The organism is Streptomyces sp. NBC_01429, from assembly GCF_036231945.1.
GTDB lineage: Bacteria > Actinomycetota > Actinomycetes > Streptomycetales > Streptomycetaceae > Streptomyces.
Genome location: NZ_CP109599.1, coordinates 2,651,802 through 2,674,853, shown reverse-complemented (window position 1 = coordinate 2,674,853; position 23,052 = coordinate 2,651,802). Strand labels below are relative to the sequence as shown.

Below are 23,052 nucleotides of genomic sequence, written 5' to 3'. Positions count from 1 at the left end.
CGGGTGCGCGGGGCCTGTGCGTGCCGGATCGGCAGGTCAGACGGAGACGGCCTCGGCCAGGACCGCCTCGGCGTCCAGCGTCGTGCCGACCGCCGTGACCACCGCGGCGATCTTGAAGGCTTCCTGGATCGTCTCGCGGTCCACTCCGGCCCCGCGCAGCACCTGCTCGTGCGAGTCGAGGCACTGGCCGCAGCCGTTGGCGGCGGAGACGGCGAGCGACCACAGCTCGAAGTCGACCTTCTCCACACCCGGCTTGCCGATGACGTTCATCCGCAGACCGGCCCGCAGCGTCCCGTACTCGGGGTCCGACAGCAGGTGCCGGGTCCGGTAGAAGACGTTGTTCATGGCCATGATCGCGGCGGCCGACTTGGCGGCCGTGTACGCCTCGGGGGTCAGGTTCTCCCTGGCCTGCGGCTCCAGCTCGCGCAGCACCCGCGGCGAGCGGGAGGCGATCGCGCAGGCCAGCACCGTGCCCCAGAGCTGCTGCTTGGGCAGCTCGCTGTTGCCGATGACCGAACCGAGGTTCAGCTTCAGGTCCTTGGCGTAGTCCGGCAGCGCGGACTTCAGCTCATCGAGTGACATCGGAGATCACTCGCCCGACAGGAGCTTGACGGGGTCGAGGGTCGTCTCGCCCTTGGTCCAGTTGCACGGGCACAGCTCGTCCGTCTGGAGAGCGTCCAGCACCCGCAGGACCTCCTTGGGGTTACGGCCCACGGAACCGGCGGTCACCATCGTGAACTGGATCTCGTTGTTGGGGTCGACGATGAAGACGGCGCGCTGCGCGAAGCCGTCCTCGCCCTCGATGCCGAGGTCGCGCATCAGCTCGTGCTTCGAGTCGGCGAGCATCGGGAACGGCAGGTCGGTCAGGTCGGGGTGGTCCTTGCGCCAGGCGTGGTGCACGAACTCGGAGTCACCGGAGAAGCCGAGGATCTGGGCGTCACGGTCGGCGAAGTCGTCGTTGAGCCGGCCGAAGGCCGCGATCTCCGTCGGGCACACGAAAGTGAAGTCCTTGGGCCAAGCGAAGATGACCTTCCACTTGCCCTCGTAGGTCTTGTGGTCGATCTGCGAGAACTCCTTGCCGCTCTCCAGCGAGACACAGGCGGTCAGATCGAACGAGGGGAACTTGTCACCAACAGTGAGCACGCGCGCTCCTTGCGAGGGGAGGGAAATCCCTTTTGGGGTCTTCCGGGGGGTTGGGCAGGTTACTGATGGTGGCACAGACAGCATTGATCATAGAAATAGCTAGACTCGGTCGCCGTGATCGGAGGTACCTATCAGTGAGGGTGACGCAGTGGTGGTAAGACGATGGTCGTAAGGCAGCAGCACCCCGGCCGCCCCCCGGCGCCGCACCCGGGGCAGTCCGTGGCGCGCGCCAAGCAGCCCAGCCTCTCCCAGCTGCGCGCCTTCGCCGCCGTGGCCGAGCATCTGCACTTCCGGGACGCGGCCGCCGCGATCGGCATGAGCCAGCCCGCGCTGTCCGGGGCGCTCTCCGCGCTGGAGGAGGTGCTCGGCGTGCAGCTCGTGGAGCGTACGACGCGCCGGGTGCTGCTCTCCCCGGCCGGTGAACGCCTCGCGGTCCGCGCCAAGGCGGTGCTGTACGCGGTGGGGGCGCTGCTGGACGAGGCCGAGGCCGTACGGGCGCCCTTCACCGGGGTGCTCAGGTTCGGCGTGATCCCGACCGTGGCGCCGTACCTGCTGCCCTCGGTGCTGCGGCTGGTGCAGGAGCGCTATCCGGTGCTCGACCTCCAGGTCCACGAGGAGCAGACGTCGTCGCTGCTGGAGGGGCTGCTCGCAGGGCGGCTGGACCTGCTGCTGCTCGCCGTGCCGCTCGGTCAGCCGGCCGTCACCGAACTGCCGCTGTTCGAGGAGGACTTCGTCCTGATCACCCCCGACGGACACGAGTTCGGCGGACGCCGTGACCTGCCGCGCGAGGCGCTGCGCGAGCTGCCGCTGCTGCTGCTCGACGAGGGGCACTGCCTGCGCGACCAGGCCCTCGACATCTGCCGGGAGGCGGGCCGCGCGGACGGGGTGCCCGTGACCACCACCGCGGCGGGGCTGTCCACCCTCGTCCAGCTGGTCGCGGGCGGACTCGGCGTCACGCTGCTGCCGCGTACGGCGGTACGGGTCGAGACCGGCCGCAGCGACCGGCTCGCGACCGGGTACTTCGCCGACCCCGCGCCCGCCCGCCGGATCGCGCTGGCGATGCGGACGGGCGCGGCGCGGGCCGCGGAGTTCGAGGAGTTCGCCGCCGCGCTGCGCGAGGCGCTGCGGGAGCTGCCGGTACGGGTGGCGCCCCAGCCGTCCGGCGTCACTCCGAGCGCAGGCCGTCGGGCCGCATCATCCGCCACAGCGGTGGCATGGAGACCAGCGTCACCAGCGTGACCACCGCCATGCCCGTGCCGGCGAAGGGGAGGAAGACCCATCCGTCGGCGAGCGGCTTGCCGAGCATGTCCAGGATGAGGGCCCCGAGCGTCAGCCCGCCGGCGATCGCCAGCGCCGTACCGAGCACCACCGGTACGGCGGTCTGCCACAGCACCGACCAGGCGAGCGTCGAGCGGGGCGTGCCGAGGGCGACCAGCACCGACAGCGCCCTTCTGCGCTCGCGCAGTTGCTCGATCTGGGAGATGAGCAGGCTCGCGGCGATCAGCGCCATCGTGGCGGTGCCCCCGGCCAGCAGTCCGGTCTGGAGGCTGGCGTACCGCTTGTCGCGTTCCACGGACCTGAACGTGGTCACCCGCAGTGTGGGATCGATCCGGGCCGCGGCGTTGCGCAGATGCTCCTCGGCGTCCGGGACCCCGGGATCGAGCCGCAGCGCGGCGCCGGTGCTGCCCACTGCGAGCCGGCCCGGATCGAGGGCGCCGGGGGTGGCGAGGATGCCGTGGGCCTCGCGGCCGAGCGAGTCCTTCCTGGCCTCCACCGTCGGGGTCGACGCGGGCAGCGTCCACAGCACCGGCTTCGAACCGTCGTTCACCGAGGAGGTGTTGAGGTCGACGGGCTTGCCCGGCCGGGCCGTCCGGTCGGTCCAGTCGTTCTGCTCCTTGTCGTGCGGGAGGTGCGAGACGAAGGTGTCCCCGTCCGCGCAGGACGGCAGCCGGGCGAGTTCCCGCAGGGTGGCGCAGTCGCCGACGGTCACACTGGTGGTGGGCTGGACGCCCTCGCTCACGGCGCCGGGCCGGATGACGTAGTCCTCGGCCGTGGCGATGACCCGGGTGACCCCCTCGGTGGAGCGGAAGTCCTCGGCCATCCGCCGGGTGAGTCCGGCGCTGCTGTAGTCCGCGCGGACGGAGATGTCCGCCCGCGTCGGATTCCGGCCGGTGACCTCGACGAACTCCGCGTGCATTCCGCCGAACACCATCTGGAGCGCGATGGCCCCGGCGACGGCCACGGTGATCCCGCTGACCGCCCGCGCCGCCGAGCCGCTGTCCAGCTGGAGCCGGCGCGTGGCGAGCTGCCAGGGCACCGGCCCGCGGCTCAGCCCGCGTACCACCGCCTCGACCAGCCAGGGCAGCAGCGTGGCCAGTCCGACCAGCATCAGGGTCGCGCCGAGTGCGAGGGGGTACGGATCGGCGCCGTGCCCCACGTCGCCGACCGAGCCGATCAGCTGGAGCAGCCCGACCCCCGCCGCGGGCATCAGCAGCCGCCACCACAGTCGGCGGCGCGGGGCGAGGGACTCCCGTACCACCCCGAGCGGTTCGATGGTCACCGAGCGCAGCGCGACCAGGGTCACCACGACGGCGGCCACCGGTACGGCGACCACGATCAGCGCGGCCAGCGCGGGTGCGGGCACCAGATCGCCGGGGAAGGCGCTGACGCCCCACAGCCGTACCCCGCCGGCCAGTGGCCGGGCGGCCAGGAACAGGCCGAGCCCGGTCAGCAGCCCGAGACCGGAGCCGAACAGGGCCTCTCCGGCGGCGATCCGCCGGGTCATCCGGATGTCCGCGCCGACCAGCCGCAGCGCGGCCAGCCCGCGGTCCCTGCGCTCACCGCCGAAGCGGACGGCGGTGGCGATGAAGATGGCCACCGGCACCAGCAGCACCACGCAGACCATGGTGATCAGCGGCACCAGCAGCGGATCCGCCGGGTCGTCGGGGGAGGGGGCGCCGAAGCCGTCGGCCCGCCAACCGCCCGTGGCCTCGGTGAGGGTGTCGCTGCCCGCGTAGTAGTACAGCTCCCCGGGGTCCACGAGTCCGGCGGCGCCGATGGTGCCGACGATCCGCCGGTCCAGCCGCTCCTTGAGCAGCTCGCCCCGGGGCGAGTCCAGCAGCGCGCGCAGGGCGGGGGAGACCATGATCTCCCCGGGCCCCGGCAGCCGGGAGAGCCCCGGCGGCAGCGGCGGACGCGCCCCGTCCGGGCGCAGCAGCCGGCCGTTGACCGTGTCGCCCCGGTACTCGGTCGTCGCGTCGCCCAGGACGAGGGTGGTGTCCGAGCGCCCCACCGTCGCGCCGGGCGCGTCCGCGGGGGCGAACAGCGCGTGCGTGCCGGCGAACCGCGCGTCCGCGCGCCGGGCGCGCTCGTCGATCAGATGCGGTACGGACGAGGCGATGAAGAGCAGGGCCACCCCGAGTCCGACTCCCAGGGCGACCAGCGCGGTGCGGGTCCATCCCTCCCGGCCGCCCGTGACGGCGAACCGTACTCCGAGCCGGAGGTCGCGCCCCCAGGCGCGCGGGCCACCGCCGGCCGCGACCGGCGGCAGAGGAGCCGGGGGAGCGGGAGAGGAAACGGCAGGGGGCGCGGAAGGGGGAGTGTCAGGAGGAGCGGAAGGGTGCGCGGGGGTCTCGCCGGGGCCGTCGGGCGGCGTCATACGGCGTACTCCCGCTCGCCGCACTTCCCGTCGCGCACGATGACCTCGCGGTCGGAGTAGGCGGCGACCCGCGCCTCGTGGGTGACCAGGACGACCGCCGCGTTGGTGGACCGCGCGGCCTCGGTCAGCAGCTCCATCACCCGCTCGCCGTTGAGGGAGTCGAGTGCGCCGGTCGGCTCGTCCGCGAAGAGCACGCGCGGGGCGGTGGCGAGCGCGCGGGCGACCGCCACCCGCTGGCCCTGACCGCCGGAGACCTCACCGGGCCGCCTGGCGGCCACGGTGTCGACCTCCAGGCGCTCCAGCCACTCCAGCGCGGTGCGCTCGGCGGCGCGGCGCTTGGCACCGGCGAGGCGCAGCGGCAGCGCCACGTTCTCCACACACGTCAACTCGGGTACGAGGCGGCCGAACTGGAAGACGAAGCCGAACTCCGTACGGCGCAGGGCGGAGCGCTCAGCGTCCGGCAGGCCGGTCAGCTCGTGGCCCCGGTAGGTGACGGTGCCCGAGTCGGGGCCGACGATCCCGGCCAGACAGTGCAGCAGGGTCGACTTGCCGGAGCCCGAGGGGCCCATGACGGCGACGACCTCACCGGGGTGGACGGAGAACGTCGCGCCGTCGAGCGCGGGGGTCGGCCCGTACGCCTTGCGCAGCTCATGCGCCACGAGCAGGGAGCCGGCGGGCGTCACGGGGTCACCTCCGCCGCGAGCCGGTCCAGCCGCGCGGCGGTCAGCTCCAGCCAGCGCAGGTCCGCCTCCAGGTGGAACAGCGCGTGATCGCAGATCAGCTGGTCGGCGAGGTCGCCGCCGCGCTTGCGCGCGGTCAGCTCGCGCATCCTGCGCAGGTGTTCGGTCCGCTGGGTGTCCAGCAGTTCGGCGGCGCCCCGGCCGGTGAGCAGCGCGATGACGACCTTGGTGTAGAGCGTCGACTGGAGATAGGAGTCCGGGCTCTCCGGCTGCGCGAGCCACTGTTCGACATCGGTGATCCCGGCGTCGGTGATGGCGTACCGCTTGCGCTCGGGGCCGCCGCCGGACTCGACTCCGTCCACGACGACGAGGCCGTTCCTGAGCAGCCGGGACATGGTCGAGTAGACCTGTCCGTAGTGGAGGGGGCGGTCGTGGCCGAACTGGTCGTCGAAGGCGCGCTTCAGGTCGTAGCCGTGGCGCGGTCCCGACTCCAGGAGCCCGAGGAGGGTGTGACCGATTGACATACCGGGCACCCTACACGTCTTCTATACACTCGATGTATAGAGAGTGGACGCCTCCCGGGTCCGCCCGGCTCAGGGCTGTTCGCGGCCCGGCTCCCCGCCGCCCGGCGGCTGCGGCGGGGCGTCCGCGGCAGGCTCTCCCGTGGCCTTCTTCGGCGGCCGGCCCCGGCGCGGGATCGGCGCCGCGTTCGACGGCAGCCGGCCCGTCTCCGCCAGGGCCCGGCGGAGTACGAACTCGATCTGCGCGTTGGCGCTGCGCAGTTCGTCCGAGGCCCAGCGGGCCAGCGCGTCGTACACCGCCGGGTCCAGTCGCAGGAGAACCTGCTTGCGTTCGCTCACTGGTAGAGCGTGCCAGTGTTCACGACCGGCTGTGCCGCCCGGTCCCCGCAGAGCACGACCAGCAGATTGCTGACCATCGCCGCCTTGCGCTCGGAGTCCAGCTCGACGATGTCCTCCTCGGTCAGCCGGGTCAGCGCGGCCTCGACCATGCCGACCGCGCCGTCCACGATCTGCCGGCGGGCCGCGACGACCGCGCCCGCCTGCTGGCGCTGGAGCATCGCCGAGGCGATCTCCGGGGCGTACGCGAGGTGCGTGAAGCGGGACTCGATGATGTGGACCCCGGCCGCCTCCACCCGGGCGCGCAGCTCGACCGCCAGCTTCTCGGTGATCTCCTCGGCGTTGCCGCGCAGCGAGAGGCCGTCCTCGTCATGGGCGTCGTACGGGTACTCGATGGCGATGTGGCGCACGGCGGCCTCGGTCTGGGTGGAGACGAACTCCAGGAAGTCGTCCACCTCGAACATGGCCTGCGCGGTGTCCTCGACCTTCCAGACCACGACCGCCGCCAGCTCGATCGGGTTGCCGTAGGCGTCGTTGACCTTGAGGACCGCCGTCTCGTGGTTCCGTACCCGGGTGGAGATCTTGGTGCGGGAGGTGAGCGGGTTGACCCAGCGCAGCCCGTCGGCGCGGATCGTGCCCCGGTAGCGGCCGAAGAGCTGCACGACCCGCGCCTCGCCCGGCGCCACCGTGTTCAGCCCGCACATCGCGAAGAAGGCGGCGATCCCCGTCGCCACGCCGAGCGCGATCAGGATCCCCTTCGGTGCGGCGGAGGTCATCGTGGAGCCCGCCGCGATCAGGGCGGCGGCCACGCCGAGCCCCGCCAGCCCGAGCAGCAGGGCGAGTCCGCCGCCGACGCTGTGGGCGGGGACCTCGCGCACCCGCGGCGTTGGCATCTCGGGTGCCTCGTCGGCCGCTGCGGCCGTGGACGTACTGGTGGAAGACATCTGCGTACCCCGTTTCCTTGCCTGTGACGCCCCTCGGCGGTGCCGGCGGAGGAGCTATCAATGTGATTCCACATTAACGCATCCCGCAACCCTCCCGCCCTCTCGTGAGTCGGTTCCAGTGAGGTGGGTGCTGATTGTCACGTCCCAAAAGATCGGATCAGTAGCCCTTTGTCACAGCGGGCGGTGTTAGCTTTCTGAGCTGATTCCGGTGGGTGAGAGCGGCGCACGAGACCTGACGACCAGAAACTGAGAGCGGAGCGACACGGCGATGGGCCGAGCGGAAGCCAGACGGGCGGGGCAGCACGCTGCGCCCCGCGCGGCCAGGAAGGGGGGCGGCATACGCCGCCTCTTCACGTGGAAGAAGATGCTCGGGACGTTCTTCGTCCTGTCCCTGCTCACCATGGGCGGGCTGTTCGTGGTCTACCTGATGGTCCCGGTGCCGAACGCCAACGCCCAGGCCGAGATGCAGAGCAACGTCTACAAGTACAGCGACGGCACGATCCTGGCCCGTACCGGCCAGGTCAACCGCGAGATAGTCGGCCTGGACAAGATACCCGCCAAGGTCCAGCGCACCTTCGTCGCCGCCGAGAACAAGAGCTTCTACAACGACAACGGCGTGGACTTCAAGGGCACGGCGCGCGGCGTGTTCAACACCCTCTCGGGCAAGGGCAAGCAGGGCGGCTCGACCATCACCCAGCAGTACGTCAAGAACTACTTCCTGACCCAGGACCAGACGGTCACCCGCAAGCTCAAGGAGCTGGTGATCTCCCTCAAGGTCGACCGGAAGATGACCAAGAGCGAGATCCTCGCCGGCTACATCAACACCAGCTACTACGGCCGCGGCGCCTACGGCATCCAGGCCGCCGCGCAGGCGTACTACGGCGTCGACGCCGTCGACCTCGACGTCTCGCAGGGCGCGTACCTCGCCGCGCTGCTCCAGGCACCCAGCCAGTACGACTGGGCCACCGCCACCCCGGCCGCCAAGAAGCTCGTCACCCAGCGCTGGAACTACGTCCTCGACAACATGGTCGAGAAGAAGTGGCTGAGCGCCCCGGAGCGCGCGGGCCTGAAGTTCCCCGTACCGCACGAGCCCAAGGCCGCTCCCGGCATGGAGGGCCAGACCGGCTATCTCGTCGAGGCCGCCAACGACGAACTGGCCGCGCAGGGCGTCGACAAGGCGCAGATCGCCAAGGGCGGCTGGACCATCACGCTCAACGTCGACAAGAAGAAGCAGAGGGAACTGGTCAAGGCCGTCGACGAGCAGCTCGAAAGCAAGATCGACCGCAAGAAGAACAAGACGGACGCGACCGTCCAGGCCGGCGCCACCTCCGTCGACCCCAGGACGGGCCATGTGGTCGCGCTGTACGGCGGAGTCAGCGCCACCGAGCACTGGATATCCAACGCCACCCGCTCCGACTACCAGCCCGCCTCCACCTTCAAGCCGCTCGTGCTCACCTCCGCCCTGGAGAACGGCTCCGAGACCCAGGACGGCCGGAAGATCGGCACGGCCACGAAGTACGACGGCACCAGCAAGCGGCCCGTCGTGGGCAGCGACACCCCCTTCGCCCCGCAGAACGAGGACGACCGCGACTACGGCTCCGTCGACGTCCAGAAGGCGATGAACCTCTCCATCAACTCCGTCTTCGCGCAGATGGTCGTGGACGTCGGCCCCGCGAAGGTCAAGCGGACCGCCCTGGAGCTGGGGATGCCCGACAAGGGCTTCCCCGAACGGCCCGCGATCACCCTCGGCACGATGAACGCCTCCACCTGGGACATGGCGGGGGTGTACGCGACCCTCGACAACCACGGCAAGAAGGTCACCCCGGTCATCGTGAAGTCCGCCGAGCACCGGGACCGCGAGACGCTCACCACGCCCGACGTGGTCGGCAAGCAGGTGGTCAGCCGCGAGACCGCCGACACCGTCACCCATGTCCTCCAGGGCGTCGTGAAGAACGGCTCGGGCCAGGAGGCCAACACCTCGGACTACCAGGCGGCGGGCAAGACCGGCACCTCGGAGTCCAACAAGTCCGCGTGGTTCGCCGCCTACACCCCCCAGCTCACCACGGTCGTGGCGCTGTTCGGCGAGTCCGCCAAGGAGGGCGGCGGGCAGGTCACCCTGACCGGCACCGCCAACTCCGGCCGGGCGAACGGCGGTGGCTTTCCCGCCAGGATCTGGGCGGACTACACCCTCGGCGCGCTGAACGGCGGCTCGGACGCGAAGTTCGACCTCGACATCGCGCGTCCCGAGAAGATCGTCCCGTCGGTCACGCCGAGCACCTCGGCGCCGGTGACGTCGCCGACGCCCACTCCCAGCCGGAGCGAGACCACCGAGCCGGAGCCGGACCCGACCCCGACGACGAGCACCCCGACCACCTCCCCGCCGGTGTCCACCTCCCCGCCGGCGCCTCCCGAGCCCGACCCGGGGCAGACGAGCGAGACCACCGAACCGGGCGGCGGCGAGGCGGACGGTGGCGCGGACGGCGGCGGGGACGGCACCGGCCAGGACCGGTTGCCGAACCTGCTGTGACACGCACGGCGGCGGGCCCCGCGCACGAGAGGTGCGCGGGGCCCGCCGCCGTATCCGGCCGTCCGCCGCTCAGCCGCCGTTGACCTTCGCGGCGATCCGGTCGCCGACGGTCTTGTCGATGTTGCGCCAGTACTGGAGCGCCCGGTCCAGCACCGGCCGCGACACGCCCTGCTTCAGATGGCCGCTGACGTTCGAGACCAGCCGGTCGCGCTGCGCGTCGTCCAGCACCTGCCTGACCTGGGTGCCCGCCTGGCCCCAGTCGTCGTCCTCGCGGTGCGGCTCGTACGCCGCGCGCACCATCTCGCCCGCCGACGCCCACCCGGCCGGCTCGCCGAACCGCTCGGTGTCCGCCGCCGGGCCGCCGTACGAGTTCGGCGCGTACGGCATCGCCGCACTCGACGCCTCGTACCGCATCGGCCCGTCCTTCGCGTACGAATTCACCTGCGAGCGCGCCCGGTTGGGCGGCAGCTGGGTGTAGTTCGGACCGATCCGGTAGCGGTGCGTGTCCGGGTACGAGAAGAGGCGGCCCAGCAGCATCTTGTCCGGCGAGGGGCCGATGCCCGGCACCAGATTCGAGGGCTCGAAGGCGGCCTGCTCGATATGGACGAAGAAGTTGTCCGGATTCTTGTTGAGCGTCATCCGGCCGACATCGATCAGCGGGTAGTCGCCGTGCGGCCACACCTTGGTCAGATCGAACGGATTGAACCGGTAGTCGGCCGCCGCCTCGAACGGCATGATCTGGACCTTCAGGCTCCAGGTCGGCGCGTTCCCCGACTCGATCGACTCGTACAGATCGCGGCGGTGGTGGTCGCCGTCCGAACCGGCCATCTCGTCGGCGTCCGCCTGGGTGAGGCATTCGATGCCCTGGTCGGTCTTGAAGTGGTACTTCACCCAGAACCGCTCGCCCGCGCCGTTCACCCACATATAGGTGTGCGAGCTGTAGCCGTTCATGTGGCGGAAGGACTTCGGGATGCCCCGGTCGCCCATCAGCCACGTCACCTGGTGCGCGGACTCGGGCGACAGCGTCCAGAAGTCCCACTGCATGTCGTTGTTGCGCAGCCCGGTGGCCGGATGGCGCTTCTGCGAGCGGATGAAGTCCTGGAACTTGATCGGGTCGCGCACGAAGAAGACCGGCGTGTTGTTGCCGACCATGTCGTAGTTGCCGTGCTCCGTGTAGAACTTCAGAGCGAAGCCGCGGGGGTCGCGCCAGGTGTCGGGCGAGCCGAGTTCACCGGCGACCGTGGAGAAGCGGGCCAGCATCTCGGTGCGCCTGCCCGGCTGGAAGAGGTCCGCCTTGGTGAACTGGCTGACGTCGTTGGTCACTTCGAAGACGCCGTAGGCCCCGGCGCCCTTCGCGTGGACGACGCGCTCCGGGACCCGCTCCCGGTTGAACTGGGCCATCTTCTCGATGAGGTAGTGGTCCTGGAGCAGGATGGGGCCGTCGGGGCTGACGGTGAGCGAGTGCTCGTCGCTCTCCACCGGGATGCCGACGTTGTTGGTCGTGTAGGGCGTCTGTGCGTTCTGGGGGGATGGCGCGGTCACGAGTGTCCTCCCGTCGTGAGAGGCCCGGGCCTGGACCCGGGCCGGGACAGCGGTCACTACGGCCGCCTGCCCCAGCTAACCTCTCCGACACCGCGTCGGCAACATATGTACGGCTCTGTGCCGCTTGCCGCTACTTGTGACCGCTTGTCCGGTACGGGCCCCGGGAATCCGGCCGTCCGGCTACGTCGGTGACGGCGGCCTGGTCGTGAGTTCGAACCAGACCACCTTGCCGCTGGACAGCCGGGTCGCACCCCAGCGCCGCGCCAGCCGGTTGACCAGGAACAGGCCCCGGCCGCCCTCGTCGGTGTCGCGGGCCCGCCGCTGCCTGGGCAGCTGCGGCGAATCGTCCCCGACCTCGCAGCGCAGTACGTCCGTACGGAGCAGCCGCAGCGTCACGGGACGCTCCGCGTACCGCACCGCGTTGGTCACCACCTCGCTGATCAGCAGCTCGACCGAGTCGCTCAGCTCCTCCAGGTCCCAGCGCGCCAGCGCCCGCCTGGCGAGCCGCCTGGCCCGGCCAGGAGCCGCGTCCTCCGGGTCCAGCGACCAGTACGCCACGTCGCTCGGCGCGATCCCGTCGAAACGGGCGGCGAGCAGCGCGATGTCGTCGTCCCGGTCCCCGGGGCCCAGCACATCGAGCACGTCGTCGCAGAGCGCCTCCAGCGGCGGCGCGTGGTCGGGGCCGGTCAGCTGGGCGGTCGCGGCGAGCCGCTCCCGCAGCTGCTCGATCCCCGTCCAGACGTCCCGCAGCCGGGACTCGACCAGCCCGTCCGTGTAGAGCAGCAGCGTCGCCCCGGCGGGCGCGTCCAGCTCGACCGCCTCGAAGTCCACCCCGCCGACCCCGATCGGCGCCCCCGGCGGCACCCGGAGCACCTCCGCCCGGCCGCCCAGATGCAGCAGTATGGGCGGCGGGTGACCGGCGTTGGCGATGGTGATCCGGTGCGCGACCGGGTCGTACACCGCGTAGAGGCAGGTCGCCATCCGGTCCGTACCGAGCCGCTGCGCCTGCTCGTCCAGATGGTGCAGGACCTCCTGCGGCGGCAGATCGAGTCCGGCCAGGGTCTGCGCGGTGGTCCGCAGCTGGCCCATGATCGCCGCCGAGGTCATGGAGTGGCCCATGACGTCCCCCACGACCAGCGCGACCCGGCTGCCCGGCAGCGGGATCGCGTCGTACCAGTCGCCGCCGACCCGGGCGGTCTCGGCGGCCGGCAGATAGCGCGAGGCCAGCCGCACCCCCGTCGGCTGCGGCAGGTTCTCCGGCAGCATCGTGCGCTGGAGTTCGTCGGCGATGTACGCCTCGCGGCCGTACAGCACCGCCTTGTCGATGCCCAGGGCCGTGTGCGTCGCCAGCTGCGCCGCGACCAGCAGGTCGTTCGCCTCGAAGGCCGAGCGGTCCGGCCTGCGCAGGAAGACGGCCGCGCCGATGACCCGGCGCCGGCCGCGCAGCGGCGCGAGGATCGCGCGGTGCCCGCTGGGTACGGTGCGGTCGACGCCCAGCAGCTCGGGCAGCGCGGCCCGCGCCGCCGCCGAGTCGCCGAAGACCGGCCGCACCCCGCGCAGCACCTCGGAGAGCGCGCCGCCCGACTGCACCTCGCACAGCTCGGCGGCCGGCAGCACGTCCGACTGCGGGTCCAGGAGCGGCAGCCTGACCCCCTCGGCGATCTGGAGCGGCAGCCCGCCCGCGCCCAGCGCGTTCTCGGGGTCGTCGTCGGTCAGCCGCAGCCGGTCGGTGCGGCGCAGCCGCAGCACGAACGGCGAGACGGGACGGTCGTCGCCCACCGGCAGCGGATCGCGCAGATAGACGAGTATGGCGTCCGAGAACGTCGGCACGGTCGCCCGGCACAGCCCCAGCACGATCTCGTCCAGGTCTATGCCCCGGGCGATCCGCCGCGTGGCGGCTCCCACGAAGCGCAGCCGGTCGCCCTCGCGCCGCGCCGCCCCGGCGGGGTCGGGTGCCTGGGCCGGCACCGCGGGCTGCGGCGCGGAAGCGGGCGAGGGCACCGCCTCCTGCCGCGGCCGGGTGCGTTCCTGGGACCGGGCAGCCAGGGGCTGCCGGCCTTCGTGGGAGGGGGGGTGCTCCGTCACGCGTGGGATTCCGTCCGTCCGGGCCGGGGCTGCGAGGCGGTCGCTTCGACTGGCGACACGGTGGACGGGGGACCGTACCGGCAGCGGCAGGTGCCGCTCCCTCCCCGTTCACCAGGTGAAACTACCCCTCGGCAGGCGGCGTCGACAGGGTGGTGGCCGAAACCCACGGCTCCACCCCCTCGTAGTGACTCACGGTCGTTGTGTTGTGCGGTCGTTGTGCTCTGCGGTCGTACCGGTCAACAGTGTGACGTGTGGTGTGAAAAGCGCTGTGACCATGGGTCAGTCCGGTTACGGCGCGCACCAGTTGTCCCGCTGCGATGTTCCGGAGGACGATCCTACGGTTGCACCCTGGGGGCTTATCAAGGGTCTCATGGCAGCCGTGGCCGTGCCGTGCGATCACGGCGTTGGTCAGCCCTCATCGGGGAGGAACCGGTTTCCGTACCGATCGGTGTGGACCGGTCCCCCGGCCGTACCGGCGCCCGGGACCAGCCCTTGGGCAGCTCCGGCACCGGCCACGCCGGGTCGGGGCGCCAGTGCTCCCAGCCGTCGTCGAACGGGGCGCCCCACGCGTTGATCGTCTCGATCGCCGCCCGGCCCGCCGCCTCCACCCGCCGCGCCTGGGCCGCCTCCATCAGGCCGTCCCGCTGCGCCTGCGCGAACTCGTCCTCGTCGCGCCAGCGCCAACTGCGGTCCGGATAGACGTCGATGTCGAGGAAGTGGTCCTCGGAGTCGACCCCGCCCGACCAGCGGGTCAGCGGCTCCTCCAGATTCACGTACCAGTGCTGGAAGCGCCAGCCGCGCTCCCACCACAGCCAGACCGACCACGGCTCGCCGGGGCGCGCGAGCTTCAGCACGCCCATGCCGTACCACCGGTCGCGCACCACGGTGCGGGGCTTGGTGTAGCGGGTGGCGAGCGGCTCGTGGTGGACCGGCGTGCCGTCCGCGAGCACCGGCCGCACGCACGGCGTGTCCGGCGCCAGCCAGGCGGCGAGCAACTCGTCCGTGTCCTGCACGACCGTGACCGGACGGCAGATGTGGACCCGGTCACCGGCGTTCTCCCGGTACCGCCACAGGATCTGCTCCCCGGGCACCCAGCGCCCGCCCTCCGCCTGCCCGCTCGCCGTTCTCACCGTCGCTGTCATGGGCAGATCCTAGGCGGTGCGCGGGCGCCGCCCGGGGCACACCCCGGCGCCCGCCCCGGCGTTCGCCGGGGTTTTACGGGTGCGTCATACGCAGCACATCCAGCGCCGCGTCGAGCTGCTCCAGGGTGAGGTCCCCGCGCTCCACATGGCCGAGGGCCAGCACCGTCTCGCGGATCGTCGTCCCGTCGGCGAGGGACTTCTTGGCCACCTTGGCGGCCTCCTCGTATCCGATGTACTTGTTCAGCGGGGTGACGACGGACGGCGACGACTCCGCGTACTGACGGGCCCGTTCGACATGGGCGACGACGCCGTCCACCGTACGGTCGGCGAACAGCCGCGAGACGTTGGTGAGCAGCCGCACGGACTCCAGGAGATTCTTGGCGATCACCGGGAGCATCACGTTCAGCTCGAAGTTCCCGGCGGCGCCGGCCGCGGCGACCGTCGCGTCATTGCCGGTGACCTGGGCGGCGACCATCAGGACCGCCTCCGGGATCACCGGGTTGACCTTGCCGGGCATGATCGAGGAGCCGGGCTGGAGATCGGGGAGGCTGATCTCGGCCAGTCCGGTGCGCGGCCCCGAGGCCATCCAGCGCAGATCGTTGGCGATCTTGGTGAGCGAGACGGCGAGGGTACGGAGCTGACCCGACGTCTCCACCAGCCCGTCCCGCGCGCCCTGGGCCTCGAAGTGGTTGCGGGCCTCGGTCAGCGGCAGCCCGGTCTCGCCGGCCACCTCGGCGATGACGGCGGCCGAGAAGCCGGGCGGCGTGTTGATGCCGGTGCCCACCGCCGTACCGCCGAGGGGCAGCTCGGCGAGCCGGGGCAGCGAGGCCGTGAGCCGCTCCACGGCGTACCTCACCTGCGCGGCGTAGCCACCGAACTCCTGGCCGAGCGTGACGGGCGTGGCGTCCATCAGATGCGTACGGCCCGACTTGACGACCTCGGCGAACTCGACGGACTTGCGCTCCAGCGCGGCGGCGAGATGGTCCAGCGCCGGGATCAGCTCGCCGGTGACGGCGGCGGTCGCGGCGATGTGGATGCTGGACGGGAAGACGTCGTTGGAGCTCTGCGAGGCGTTGACGTGGTCGTTCGGATGCACGGCCCGGCCGAGGCGCTCGGTGGCGAGGGTCGCGAGCACCTCGTTGGTGTTCATGTTGGACGAGGTGCCCGAACCGGTCTGGAAGACGTCCACCGGGAAGTGCTCGTCCCAGCGGCCCTCCGCCACCTCGGCGGCGGCGGCCCTGATGGCGTCCGCGATGTCCTGGTCGATCACGCCGAGGTCGGCGTTGACCTTCGCGGCTGCGGACTTGATCCGGGCCAGCGCCTCGATGTGGGCGCGCTCCAGACGCTGCCCGGACACGGGGAAGTTCTCCACCGCGCGCTGCGTCTGGGCGCGCCACTTGGCGTACGCGGGGACCCGTACCTCGCCCATGGAGTCGTGCTCGGTCCGGTACTGGGTCTCGTCGGTCGTCATCGTGGTCGTACCTCCTGCTGGGGAGAGCGTCCGGGAGATCGATTGTGTTCCCATGGTGCCCGCCCGGACGCCCACGCTCCTGCTGACGACCCGATGGCGCGACAGGGAGCGGATCGGGTCGTTACGGGAGATCCGCCCCCGAAGGGTGCCGCCCGGCCGGGTCAGGCGAGTCCGGGGCCGCGTACCGGGATGCTGGTGAAGGTCGGCGCCGGGGCGGGCTCGGTGAAGAAGTCGTTGCCCTTGGCTCTTTTCCCGATGGCTGCCCTCGCATTGCTCGGCCCTTGGGGGCCTCTCAAGCTTCGGGCAGCCGCGCCGGACTCCGTCCGTCGGTCGGGTGTCGCATGCGTGGTCAGGCGAGTCCGGGGCCGCGTACCGGGATGCTGGTGAAGGTCGGCGCCGGGGCGGGCTCGGTGAAGAAGTCGTTGCCCTTGGCTCTTTTCCCGATGGCTGCCCTCGCATTGCTCGGCCCTTGGGGGCCTCTCAAGCTTCGGGCAGCCGCGCCGGACTCCGTCCGTCGGTCGGGTGTCGCATGCGTGGTCAGGCGAGTCCGGGGCCGCGTACCGGGATGCTGGTGAAGGTCGGCGCCGGGGCGGGCTCGGTGAAGAAGTCGTTGCCCTTGGCTCTTTTCCCGATGGCTGCCCTCGCATTGCTCGGCCCTTGGGGGCCTCTCAAGCTTCGGGCAGCCGCGCCGGACTCCGTCCGTCGGTCGGGTGTCGCATGCGTGGTCAGGCGAGTCCGGGGCCGCGTACCGGGATGCTGGTGAAGGTCGGCGCCGGAGCGGGCTCGGTGAAGAAGTCGTTGCCCTTGTCGTCCACGACGATGAACGCGGGGAAGTCCTCCACCTCGATCCTCCAGACCGCCTCCATGCCCAGCTCCTCGTACTCGACGACCTCGACCTTCTTGATGCAGTCCTGCGCCAGCCGGGCCGCCGGGCCGCCGATCGAGCCGAGGTAGAAGCCGCCGTGCGCGCCGCAGGCGTCGGTCACCTGTTTCGAGCGGTTGCCCTTGGCGAGCATCACCTTCGAGCCGCCCGCCGCCTGGAACTGCTCCACGTACGAGTCCATCCGGCCGGCCGTCGTCGGCCCGAAGGACCCCGAGGCGTATCCCTCGGGGGTCTTCGCCGGGCCCGCGTAGTAGACCGGGTGGTCCTTCAGGTACTGGGGCATCTCCTCGCCCGCGTCCAGCCGCTCCTTGATCTTGGCGTGCGCGATGTCACGGGCCACGACCAGCGGTCCGGAGAGCGAGAGCCGCGTCTTGACCGGGTACTTCGTCAGCTCGGCCAGGACGTCGTCCATCGGCCGGTTGAGGTCGATCCGCACCACGCTGTCGTCCGTGCCGAGGTGCTCGTCGGTGGTGTCGGGGAGGAAGCGCGCCGGGTCCTTCTCCAGCTGCTCCAGGAAGACGCCCTCCGCGGTGATCTTCGCGACGGCCTGGCGGTCGGCCGAGCAGGAGACGGCGATCGCGACCGGCAGCGACGCCCCGTGGCGCGGCAGCCGCACCACCCGTACGTCGTGGCAGAAGTACTTGCCGCCGAACTGGGCGCCGATCCCGATCTTCTGCGTCAGCTCGAAGACCTTCTCCTCCAGCTCCTTGTCACGGAAGCCGTGGCCGGTGGGGGAGCCCTCGGCGGGCAGCTCGTCCAGGTAGTGCGCCGAGGCATACTTCGCGGTCTTGAGCGCGAACTCGGCCGAGGTGCCGCCCACGACGATCGCCAGGTGGTAGGGCGGGCACGCCGCCGTACCCAGCGAACGGATCTTCTCCTCCAGGAATTTCATCATGGAGGCTTCGTTCAGGACCGCCTTGGTCTCCTGGTACAGGAACGACTTGTTCGCCGAGCCGCCGCCCTTCGCCATGAAGAGGAACTTGTAGGCGCCGCCGTCGGTCGCGTACAGCTCGATCTGCGCGGGCAGGTTCGAGCCGGTGTTCTTCTCCTCCCACATGGTGAGCGGAGCCATCTGCGAATAGCGCAGATTGAGCTTGGTGTACGCGTCGAAGATTCCGTGCGAAAGGGCTTCCTCGTCGCCGCCCTCGGTCAGCACGTTCTGCCCGCGCTTGCCCATCACGATCGCCGTACCGGTGTCCTGGCACATGGGGAGAACCCCCGCCGCCGCGATATTCGCGTTCTTCAGGAGGTCGAGCGCCACGAACTTGTCGTTCGAGGACGCCTCGGGGTCGTCCACGATCCTGCGCAGCTGGGTGAGGTGCGCAGGGCGCAGATAGTGCGAGATGTCGTGCATCGCCTCCGCGGCGAGCGCGCGCAGTGCCGCCGGCTCCACCTTGAGGAACGTACGACCGTCGGCCTCGAACGTCGAGACACCCTCGGCGGTCACCAGCCGGTACGGCGTGGTGTCCTCTCCCAGCGGGAGCAGATCGGAGTACGCAAACTCTGGCATTACGGCCATTCCTCACTCGACAGACGGCGACGCGGCCTCCATTGGCGGCGGCGTCCACCAGCCTAGGCCGCCGCTCCGGCGGCCCCCGGGTGAGGTAGGGCTCAGTGGCCGGGTTCGCGGGGGTGTCCGGACGCCGCGCCGGGATGTCGCGACCGTGCACTAGTCGCGATCTATCGCGTTTCGCTACTCTGGTGCGGTGGACCTCGAAAAGCAGCCCCAGAAGCCGGTCGCGCCGGCGGAGCCCCCGGCCATCCGGGCCTCCGACGCCGACCGGGACAGGATCGCGGACATCCTCCGGGAGGCCCTGGCGGAGGGACGCCTCGACGCCGATGAGCATGCCGAGCGGATCGACTCCGTCTACCGGGCGAAGACCGTCGGTGAACTGGAGCCCCTGGTGAGCGACTTGCCGGCGGCCGGTGCCCAGGCCCGCCCGGCCGCCGCGCAGGCGCCATGGGCGTACGGGTACGGGCCGCAGGACGCCGCGGCCCCGGAGCGGCTGGTCGCGGTCTTCAGCAGCTCGACCCGCAAGGGGCGCTGGCGCATCGGCCGCAGGACCCAGGCCTTCGCGCTCTTCGGCAACGTCGAGATCGATCTGACCGAGGCGCTGTTCAGTCAGCGGATCACGGTGATCGACGCGACGTCCATTTTCGGCAATGTCGAGGTGCGGGTCCCCGAGAACATCTCCCTGCGCGGCAACGGCAGTGGCGTCTTCGGCAATTTCGAGGTGGACACCCTGGAGGCCGATGATCCGGACGCGCCGACCGTCGTCGTGAACGGCTTCTCGGTGTTCGGCAATGTCGAGGCCAAGCCGAAGCGCGGCAAGCGGATCGCGAATCTTCATGACCGTTTCCGCAAGGGCCAGGGCTGAGGGCGGCGCTCCGTAGGGCCCTGATGAAGAGGCCCCGACTATGACCTTTCGATTTCAACTTCTTTTGCCACGGTAAGCGGGCCGGTGTGTTTTCGGCTGTTTCAGGCCAACAGCGCCCTTGGGGGCGGCGCTTCGCAATTCTGTACCGCGTTCCGGACGCCGGATGTGGGTACCACTCAGTGCATAGGAGTGCGTACAGCGGGTAGGGAAAGCCTCATCGTCTCTCGCTCGCGAAGCCGTCGTCAGGAGTAGACCGTGCTGCAACTGCCGCATCAGCCCTTGCAGGTCGCCGCCGTTCCGCCGCAGCGGAGTCCCGCTCGGGAGGATCAGGCCGGCCCCTGGCACTCGGAGGCTGTGTGCCGCCGGGACGAAGCCGGACTGTTCTTCGCCCCCTCCAAGGAGCCGACAGCCGCGAGGCTGGCGCGGGAGGAGGCCGCCAAGCGGGTCTGTGCCCGGTGTCCGGTAATGGTCGAATGCCGCGAGCACGCGCTGCTCCAGCCCGAGCCGTACGGGGTGTGGGGCGGGCTGACGGCCGCGGAGCGCCGGGTGGCGCTGGCGCGCCGCAGGCGGCGCGAGGTGGAGCTGAGGAAGGCGGCCTCGGCGGGCGAGAGGATCGCCGCCGCCGGCTGAGCCGCCGGTGGACCGGCGGCACAGGGAGGGGCGCCCCGCCGCACAACGGGGGTGCCCCTTCCCTGTGCCTGTGCTCCGTCGGCCGTGCGGCGGCCACGTCCGTTGTGTCTGACTACTTGGCGCGGTCGAAGTCGATCGTGCTGTAGGCGCGCAGCTTCGACAGTCGGTGGGTCGAGTCGATCTGCCGGATCGTGCCCGACTTGGAGCGCATCACCAGGGACTGGGTGGTGGCGGTCTCCGAGCGGTAGCGCACCCCGCGCAGCAGCTCGCCGTCGGTGATGCCGGTCGCCACGAAGAACACGTTGTCGCCGCTGACCAGGTCCTCGGTCGACAGCACGCGGTCCAGATCGTGCCCCGCGTCGATCGCGCGCTGACGTTCCTTGTCGTCCTTGGGCCAGAGCTTGCCCTGAATGACGCCGCCGAGGCACTTGATCGCACACGCCGAGATGATGCCCTCGGGGGTGCCGCCGATGCCCAACAGCAGGTCGACGCCGGTGCCTTCGCGCGCGGCCATGATCGAACCGGCGACATCGCCGTCCGAGATGAACTTGATCCGGGCGCCCGTCTCCCGGATCTCCTTGACCATGCTGTCGTGGCGGGGGCGGTCGAGCACGACGACCGTCACATCGTCGGGGGCGCAGCGCTTGGCCTTGGCGACCCGGCGGATATTGACCGAGACGGGCGCGTTGATGTCGACGTAGTCGGCGGCCTCGGGGCCCGTGACCAGCTTGTCCATGTAGAAGACGGCGGACGGGTCGAACATGGCGTGCCGGTCGGCGGCGGCCAGGACAGCGATCGCGTTGGGCATGCCCTTGGCGTTCAGGGTGGTGCCGTCGACGGGGTCCACGGCGATGTCGACCTCGGCGCCGGTGCCGTCGCCGACGTGCTCGCCGTTGAACAGCATCGGGGCTTCGTCCTTCTCGCCCTCACCGATGACGACGACACCGTTCATCGACACGGTGGAGACGAGCGTGCGCATGGCGTTCACGGCGGCGCCGTCCGCGCCGTTCTTGTCGCCGCGCCCCACCCACCGGCCGGCCGCCATCGCGGCGGCCTCGGTGACCCTGACCAGCTCCAGGGCGAGGTTGCGGTCGGGTGCCTCGGGAGACACCTCAAGGGGGGAAGGCAGTTGATGCTCGGTCATCGAGCGCACCTTTCTGTACGGCGACGGCCGGAAAAGAGGGTGATACGACTGTATCCGCACCGCGCCAAATTGAGCAGAGGGGCCCACGGATGAGCGCGACGGCGTGATGGGACGATGGGGCCGTGGCAGGCAAGCGAGGTACGCAGAGGGTGCGGGACATGTTCCTGTCGATGGCGGTCATCGGACTCGTCGTCGCCGGCATCTACATGATGTTCATTCCGCATGACGACAAGGCCGACCCGGTGAAGGCGGTCGACTACCGGGTGGAGCTGGCGACCGCCCGGCGTGCGGCGCCGTATCCGGTGGTGGCGCCGGCGGGTCTGGCCGAGACGTGGAAGCCGACGTCCGTCTCGTACAAGAGGCAGAGCGCCGACGCCTGGCATCTCGGCTATCTGGACCCGGACGGCCAGTACGTCGCGGTCGAGCAGTCCACGGCGCCCGCCGCGAAGTACGTGACCGAGGTCACCCAGCAGGCCGAGGACACCGGCCGGACGCAGCAGGTGGCGGGCGAGACCTGGCAGCGCTGGAAGGGGCCGAAGTACGACGCCCTGGTCCGCGCGGACGGGGACACGACGACGGTGGTGACCGGGACGGCCTCGTACGAGCGGCTGGCGGAGATGGCCGCCGCGCTGGAGGCCGGGAAGTCCTGAGGCCGCGGGCCCGGGACCGTCGCCCTTGACGCGGTCGTACCGGTGAGGCCCGGCTGAGACGCGGACGAGGCCGCCGCCCCTCCTGAGTGGAGGGTGCGGCGGCCTCGTCGTGCCGTGGGTCCCGCCGGCCGGCGGTCCGGTGGTCCCGCGGCACGGTGGTCCGGTGGGTCCGGCGTCACGGTGGGTCCGGCGGCTCTGTCGCCGCCCGGCCGCGCGGCTCAGACGGTGGTGATGACCTCGTCGAAGGAGAGGCGCGGGGAGCGCGGGTAGTACGCGTCGTCGCCCGGCTTGCCGATGTTCACGACGGCCAGCGGCGTGTGGTCGCCGTCCAGGAACTCCTTCTGGACGCCGGCCGGGTCGAAGCCGGTCATCGGGCCCGCGGCGAGACCGGCGGCGCGGATGCCGACGATGAAGTAGCCGGCCTGGAGGGACGCGTTCAGCGTGGCGGCCGACTCGCGGGAGGTGCGCTCGCTGAAGAAGGCGTCCTTCGCCTGCGGGAAGGCGGGGAAGAGGCGGGGGAGCTCCTCGTGGAACTCGTTGTCCGCGGCGAGGATCGCGACGAGCGGCGCGGCGGCGGTCTTGGCCTGGTTGCCCTCGGCCATGTGGGCGACGAGGCGCTCGCGGGCCTCGGGGGAGCGGACCAGGACGACGCGCAGCGGCGACTGGTTGAAGGCGGTGGGGCCGAACTTGACCAGGTCGTAGATCGCCTGGACCTGCTCCTCGGTCACCGGCTCGTCCGAGAACGTGTTGGCGGTGTGGGCCTCGCGGAAGAGGAGGTCCTGAGCTGTGGCGTCGAGTACGAGGGACATCGTGGGAAGTACCTTCCGGAGGCGCGTGGGGGATCAGTTGATCAGCTTCACCTTACAAGTAAGTATGTGAAGCTTCAACAAAAACAGGATGGGGTGATCCTCTTCACAGGCCCCCGGCGCCCGTACGCCGCCCCGGCTTCACAGGCCCCGGCGCCGTACGCCCCGGCGCCCGCCCGCCCCCGGGCTCCGCCCGCCCGCGCGGCTCACGCCTCCGGTGCCGCGTCCCCCTCCGGGGTCTCGCCGGTCAGCGAGGCGTCCAGCCGGGCGCGCGCGCCCTCCAGCCAGCGGCGGCACACCTTCGCCAGCTCCTCGCCCCGCTCCCACAGCGCGAGCGAGTCCTCCAGCGACGTCCCGCCCGCCTCCAGCCGGCGTACGACCTCGATCAGCTCGTCCCGCGCCTGCTCATAACCGAGCGTCGCGGCTCCGTCTTCCGTACCGGCCACTGTCCGAACCATTCCTTTACCTCGGCTGCGCCGACCGCGACTGCGACAGCCGCTTCAGCGCGTGTA

Annotated in this window: 20 protein-coding genes; 5 read left to right on the top strand and 15 right to left on the bottom strand. The window is 71.0% G+C overall.

What is annotated here, in order from left to right; genetic code table 11:
• Positions 1-36: 36 nt before the first annotated feature.
• The gene (locus OG627_RS11245) at positions 37-582 is read right to left on the bottom strand and encodes an alkyl hydroperoxide reductase (RefSeq protein ID WP_329063983.1); all 546 of its coding nucleotides are present in this window, start codon (positions 580-582) and stop codon (positions 37-39) included.
• Positions 583-588: 6 nt separating this feature from the next.
• Positions 589-1,143, bottom strand: coding sequence for a peroxiredoxin (locus OG627_RS11240; protein ID WP_329063982.1), 555 nt, complete (start codon positions 1,141-1,143; stop codon positions 589-591).
• A gap of 162 nt (positions 1,144-1,305) precedes the next feature.
• On the opposite strand from OG627_RS11240, the gene OG627_RS11235 reads away from it, so the two are divergent.
• The gene (locus OG627_RS11235; protein ID WP_329063980.1) at positions 1,306-2,382 is read left to right on the top strand and encodes a hydrogen peroxide-inducible genes activator; all 1,077 of its coding nucleotides are present in this window, start codon (positions 1,306-1,308) and stop codon (positions 2,380-2,382) included.
• Here OG627_RS11235 and OG627_RS11230 read toward each other — a convergent pair.
• The 5 genes from OG627_RS11230 to OG627_RS11210 all read right to left on the bottom strand — a co-directional run bounded on the left by OG627_RS11230 (position 2,309) and on the right by OG627_RS11210 (position 7,282).
• Positions 2,309-4,801 carry an FtsX-like permease family protein gene (locus tag OG627_RS11230; RefSeq protein ID WP_329063978.1) on the bottom strand — a complete coding sequence of 831 codons (2,493 nt, stop codon included), beginning with the start codon at positions 4,799-4,801 and terminating at the stop codon, positions 2,309-2,311. The two genes, OG627_RS11235 and OG627_RS11230, sit on opposite strands and share 74 nt — an antisense overlap.
• Complete coding sequence (locus tag OG627_RS11225; protein WP_329063976.1) at positions 4,798-5,484, bottom strand: ABC transporter ATP-binding protein; 687 nt, start codon at positions 5,482-5,484, stop codon at positions 4,798-4,800. Before OG627_RS11225 ends, OG627_RS11230 begins: the two co-directional genes overlap by 4 nt.
• Positions 5,481-6,005, bottom strand: coding sequence for a PadR family transcriptional regulator (locus OG627_RS11220; protein ID WP_329063974.1), 525 nt, complete (start codon positions 6,003-6,005; stop codon positions 5,481-5,483). Before OG627_RS11220 ends, OG627_RS11225 begins: the two co-directional genes overlap by 4 nt.
• A gap of 69 nt (positions 6,006-6,074) precedes the next feature.
• On the bottom strand, positions 6,075-6,392 hold the full coding sequence (locus tag OG627_RS11215) for a hypothetical protein (protein WP_329072570.1): 318 nt from the start codon (positions 6,390-6,392) through the stop codon (positions 6,075-6,077).
• Positions 6,338-7,282, bottom strand: coding sequence for an SPFH domain-containing protein (locus tag OG627_RS11210; protein ID WP_329063972.1), 945 nt, complete (start codon positions 7,280-7,282; stop codon positions 6,338-6,340). Before OG627_RS11210 ends, OG627_RS11215 begins: the two co-directional genes overlap by 55 nt.
• A 268-nt stretch (positions 7,283-7,550) precedes the next feature.
• On the opposite strand from OG627_RS11210, the gene OG627_RS11205 reads away from it, so the two are divergent.
• Positions 7,551-9,809 (top strand): transglycosylase domain-containing protein, encoded by a 2,259-nt coding sequence (locus OG627_RS11205; protein WP_329063970.1) that lies wholly within the window; start codon positions 7,551-7,553, stop codon positions 9,807-9,809.
• Between the two features lie 69 nt (positions 9,810-9,878).
• On the opposite strand, the gene OG627_RS11200 is transcribed toward OG627_RS11205, so the two are convergent.
• The 5 genes from OG627_RS11200 to OG627_RS11180 form a co-directional block, all read right to left on the bottom strand.
• Positions 9,879-11,351 (bottom strand): catalase, encoded by a 1,473-nt coding sequence (locus OG627_RS11200; protein ID WP_329063968.1) that lies wholly within the window; start codon positions 11,349-11,351, stop codon positions 9,879-9,881.
• A 180-nt stretch (positions 11,352-11,531) separates the two neighbouring features.
• Positions 11,532-13,436 (bottom strand): SpoIIE family protein phosphatase, encoded by a 1,905-nt coding sequence (locus OG627_RS11195; protein ID WP_329063966.1) that lies wholly within the window; start codon positions 13,434-13,436, stop codon positions 11,532-11,534.
• 368 nt (positions 13,437-13,804) lie between these two features.
• Positions 13,805-14,578, bottom strand: coding sequence for a cytidylyl-2-hydroxypropylphosphonate hydrolase (fomD, locus tag OG627_RS11190; protein ID WP_329063964.1), 774 nt, complete (start codon positions 14,576-14,578; stop codon positions 13,805-13,807).
• Between the two features lie 73 nt (positions 14,579-14,651).
• Positions 14,652-16,049 (bottom strand): class II fumarate hydratase, encoded by a 1,398-nt coding sequence (locus OG627_RS11185; protein ID WP_329063962.1) that lies wholly within the window; start codon positions 16,047-16,049, stop codon positions 14,652-14,654.
• Between the two features lie 725 nt (positions 16,050-16,774).
• Positions 16,775-18,442, bottom strand: coding sequence for a fumarate hydratase (locus tag OG627_RS11180; protein ID WP_329063960.1), 1,668 nt, complete (start codon positions 18,440-18,442; stop codon positions 16,775-16,777).
• Positions 18,443-18,638: 196 nt separating this feature from the next.
• Here OG627_RS11180 and OG627_RS11175 point away from each other — a divergent pair, with 196 nt between their 5' ends.
• Positions 18,639-19,310 (top strand): DUF1707 SHOCT-like domain-containing protein, encoded by a 672-nt coding sequence (locus OG627_RS11175; RefSeq protein ID WP_329063958.1) that lies wholly within the window; start codon positions 18,639-18,641, stop codon positions 19,308-19,310.
• A 255-nt stretch (positions 19,311-19,565) separates the two neighbouring features.
• Positions 19,566-19,940, top strand: coding sequence for a WhiB family transcriptional regulator (locus tag OG627_RS11170; RefSeq protein WP_114621584.1), 375 nt, complete (start codon positions 19,566-19,568; stop codon positions 19,938-19,940).
• Positions 19,941-20,052: 112 nt separating this feature from the next.
• Here the strand turns inward: OG627_RS11170 and glpX are convergent, their stop codons facing one another.
• Positions 20,053-21,084 carry a class II fructose-bisphosphatase gene (glpX, locus tag OG627_RS11165; RefSeq protein ID WP_329063954.1) on the bottom strand — a complete coding sequence of 344 codons (1,032 nt, stop codon included), beginning with the start codon at positions 21,082-21,084 and terminating at the stop codon, positions 20,053-20,055.
• 122 nt (positions 21,085-21,206) lie between these two features.
• On the opposite strand from glpX, the gene OG627_RS11160 reads away from it, so the two are divergent.
• Entirely contained in the window at positions 21,207-21,734 is a 528-nt protein-coding gene (locus OG627_RS11160; protein WP_329063952.1) for a DUF4245 domain-containing protein, read from the top strand.
• A 218-nt stretch (positions 21,735-21,952) separates the two neighbouring features.
• On the opposite strand, the gene OG627_RS11155 is transcribed toward OG627_RS11160, so the two are convergent.
• Together OG627_RS11155 and OG627_RS11150 are read right to left on the bottom strand one after the other, a co-directional pair.
• Positions 21,953-22,543, bottom strand: a complete 591-nt coding sequence (locus OG627_RS11155; protein WP_329063950.1) for a malonic semialdehyde reductase — start codon at positions 22,541-22,543, stop codon at positions 21,953-21,955.
• Between the two features lie 203 nt (positions 22,544-22,746).
• A complete protein-coding gene (locus OG627_RS11150; RefSeq protein WP_443073452.1) occupies positions 22,747-22,998 on the bottom strand; it encodes an exodeoxyribonuclease VII small subunit in 252 nt (83 codons plus the stop codon).
• Positions 22,999-23,052 lie beyond the last annotated feature (54 nt).

Coding starts and splice junctions, on each gene's coding strand:
- OG627_RS11245 (WP_329063983.1), bottom strand. CDS start 582: ATGTCACTCGATGAGCTGAAGTCCGCGCTGCCGGACTACGCCAAGGAC.
- OG627_RS11235 (WP_329063980.1), top strand. CDS start 1,306: ATGGTCGTAAGGCAGCAGCACCCCGGCCGCCCCCCGGCGCCGCACCCG.
- OG627_RS11230 (WP_329063978.1), bottom strand. CDS start 4,801: ATGACGCCGCCCGACGGCCCCGGCGAGACCCCCGCGCACCCTTCCGCT.
- OG627_RS11220 (WP_329063974.1), bottom strand. CDS start 6,005: ATGTCAATCGGTCACACCCTCCTCGGGCTCCTGGAGTCGGGACCGCGC.
- OG627_RS11210 (WP_329063972.1), bottom strand. CDS start 7,282: ATGTCTTCCACCAGTACGTCCACGGCCGCAGCGGCCGACGAGGCACCC.
- OG627_RS11205 (WP_329063970.1), top strand. CDS start 7,551: ATGGGCCGAGCGGAAGCCAGACGGGCGGGGCAGCACGCTGCGCCCCGC.
- fomD (WP_329063964.1), bottom strand. CDS start 14,578: ATGACAGCGACGGTGAGAACGGCGAGCGGGCAGGCGGAGGGCGGGCGC.
- OG627_RS11185 (WP_329063962.1), bottom strand. CDS start 16,049: ATGACGACCGACGAGACCCAGTACCGGACCGAGCACGACTCCATGGGC.
- OG627_RS11180 (WP_329063960.1), bottom strand. CDS start 18,442: ATGCCAGAGTTTGCGTACTCCGATCTGCTCCCGCTGGGAGAGGACACC.
- glpX (WP_329063954.1), bottom strand. CDS start 21,084: ATGACCGAGCATCAACTGCCTTCCCCCCTTGAGGTGTCTCCCGAGGCA.
- OG627_RS11155 (WP_329063950.1), bottom strand. CDS start 22,543: ATGTCCCTCGTACTCGACGCCACAGCTCAGGACCTCCTCTTCCGCGAG.
- OG627_RS11150 (WP_443073452.1), bottom strand. CDS start 22,998: ATGGTTCGGACAGTGGCCGGTACGGAAGACGGAGCCGCGACGCTCGGT.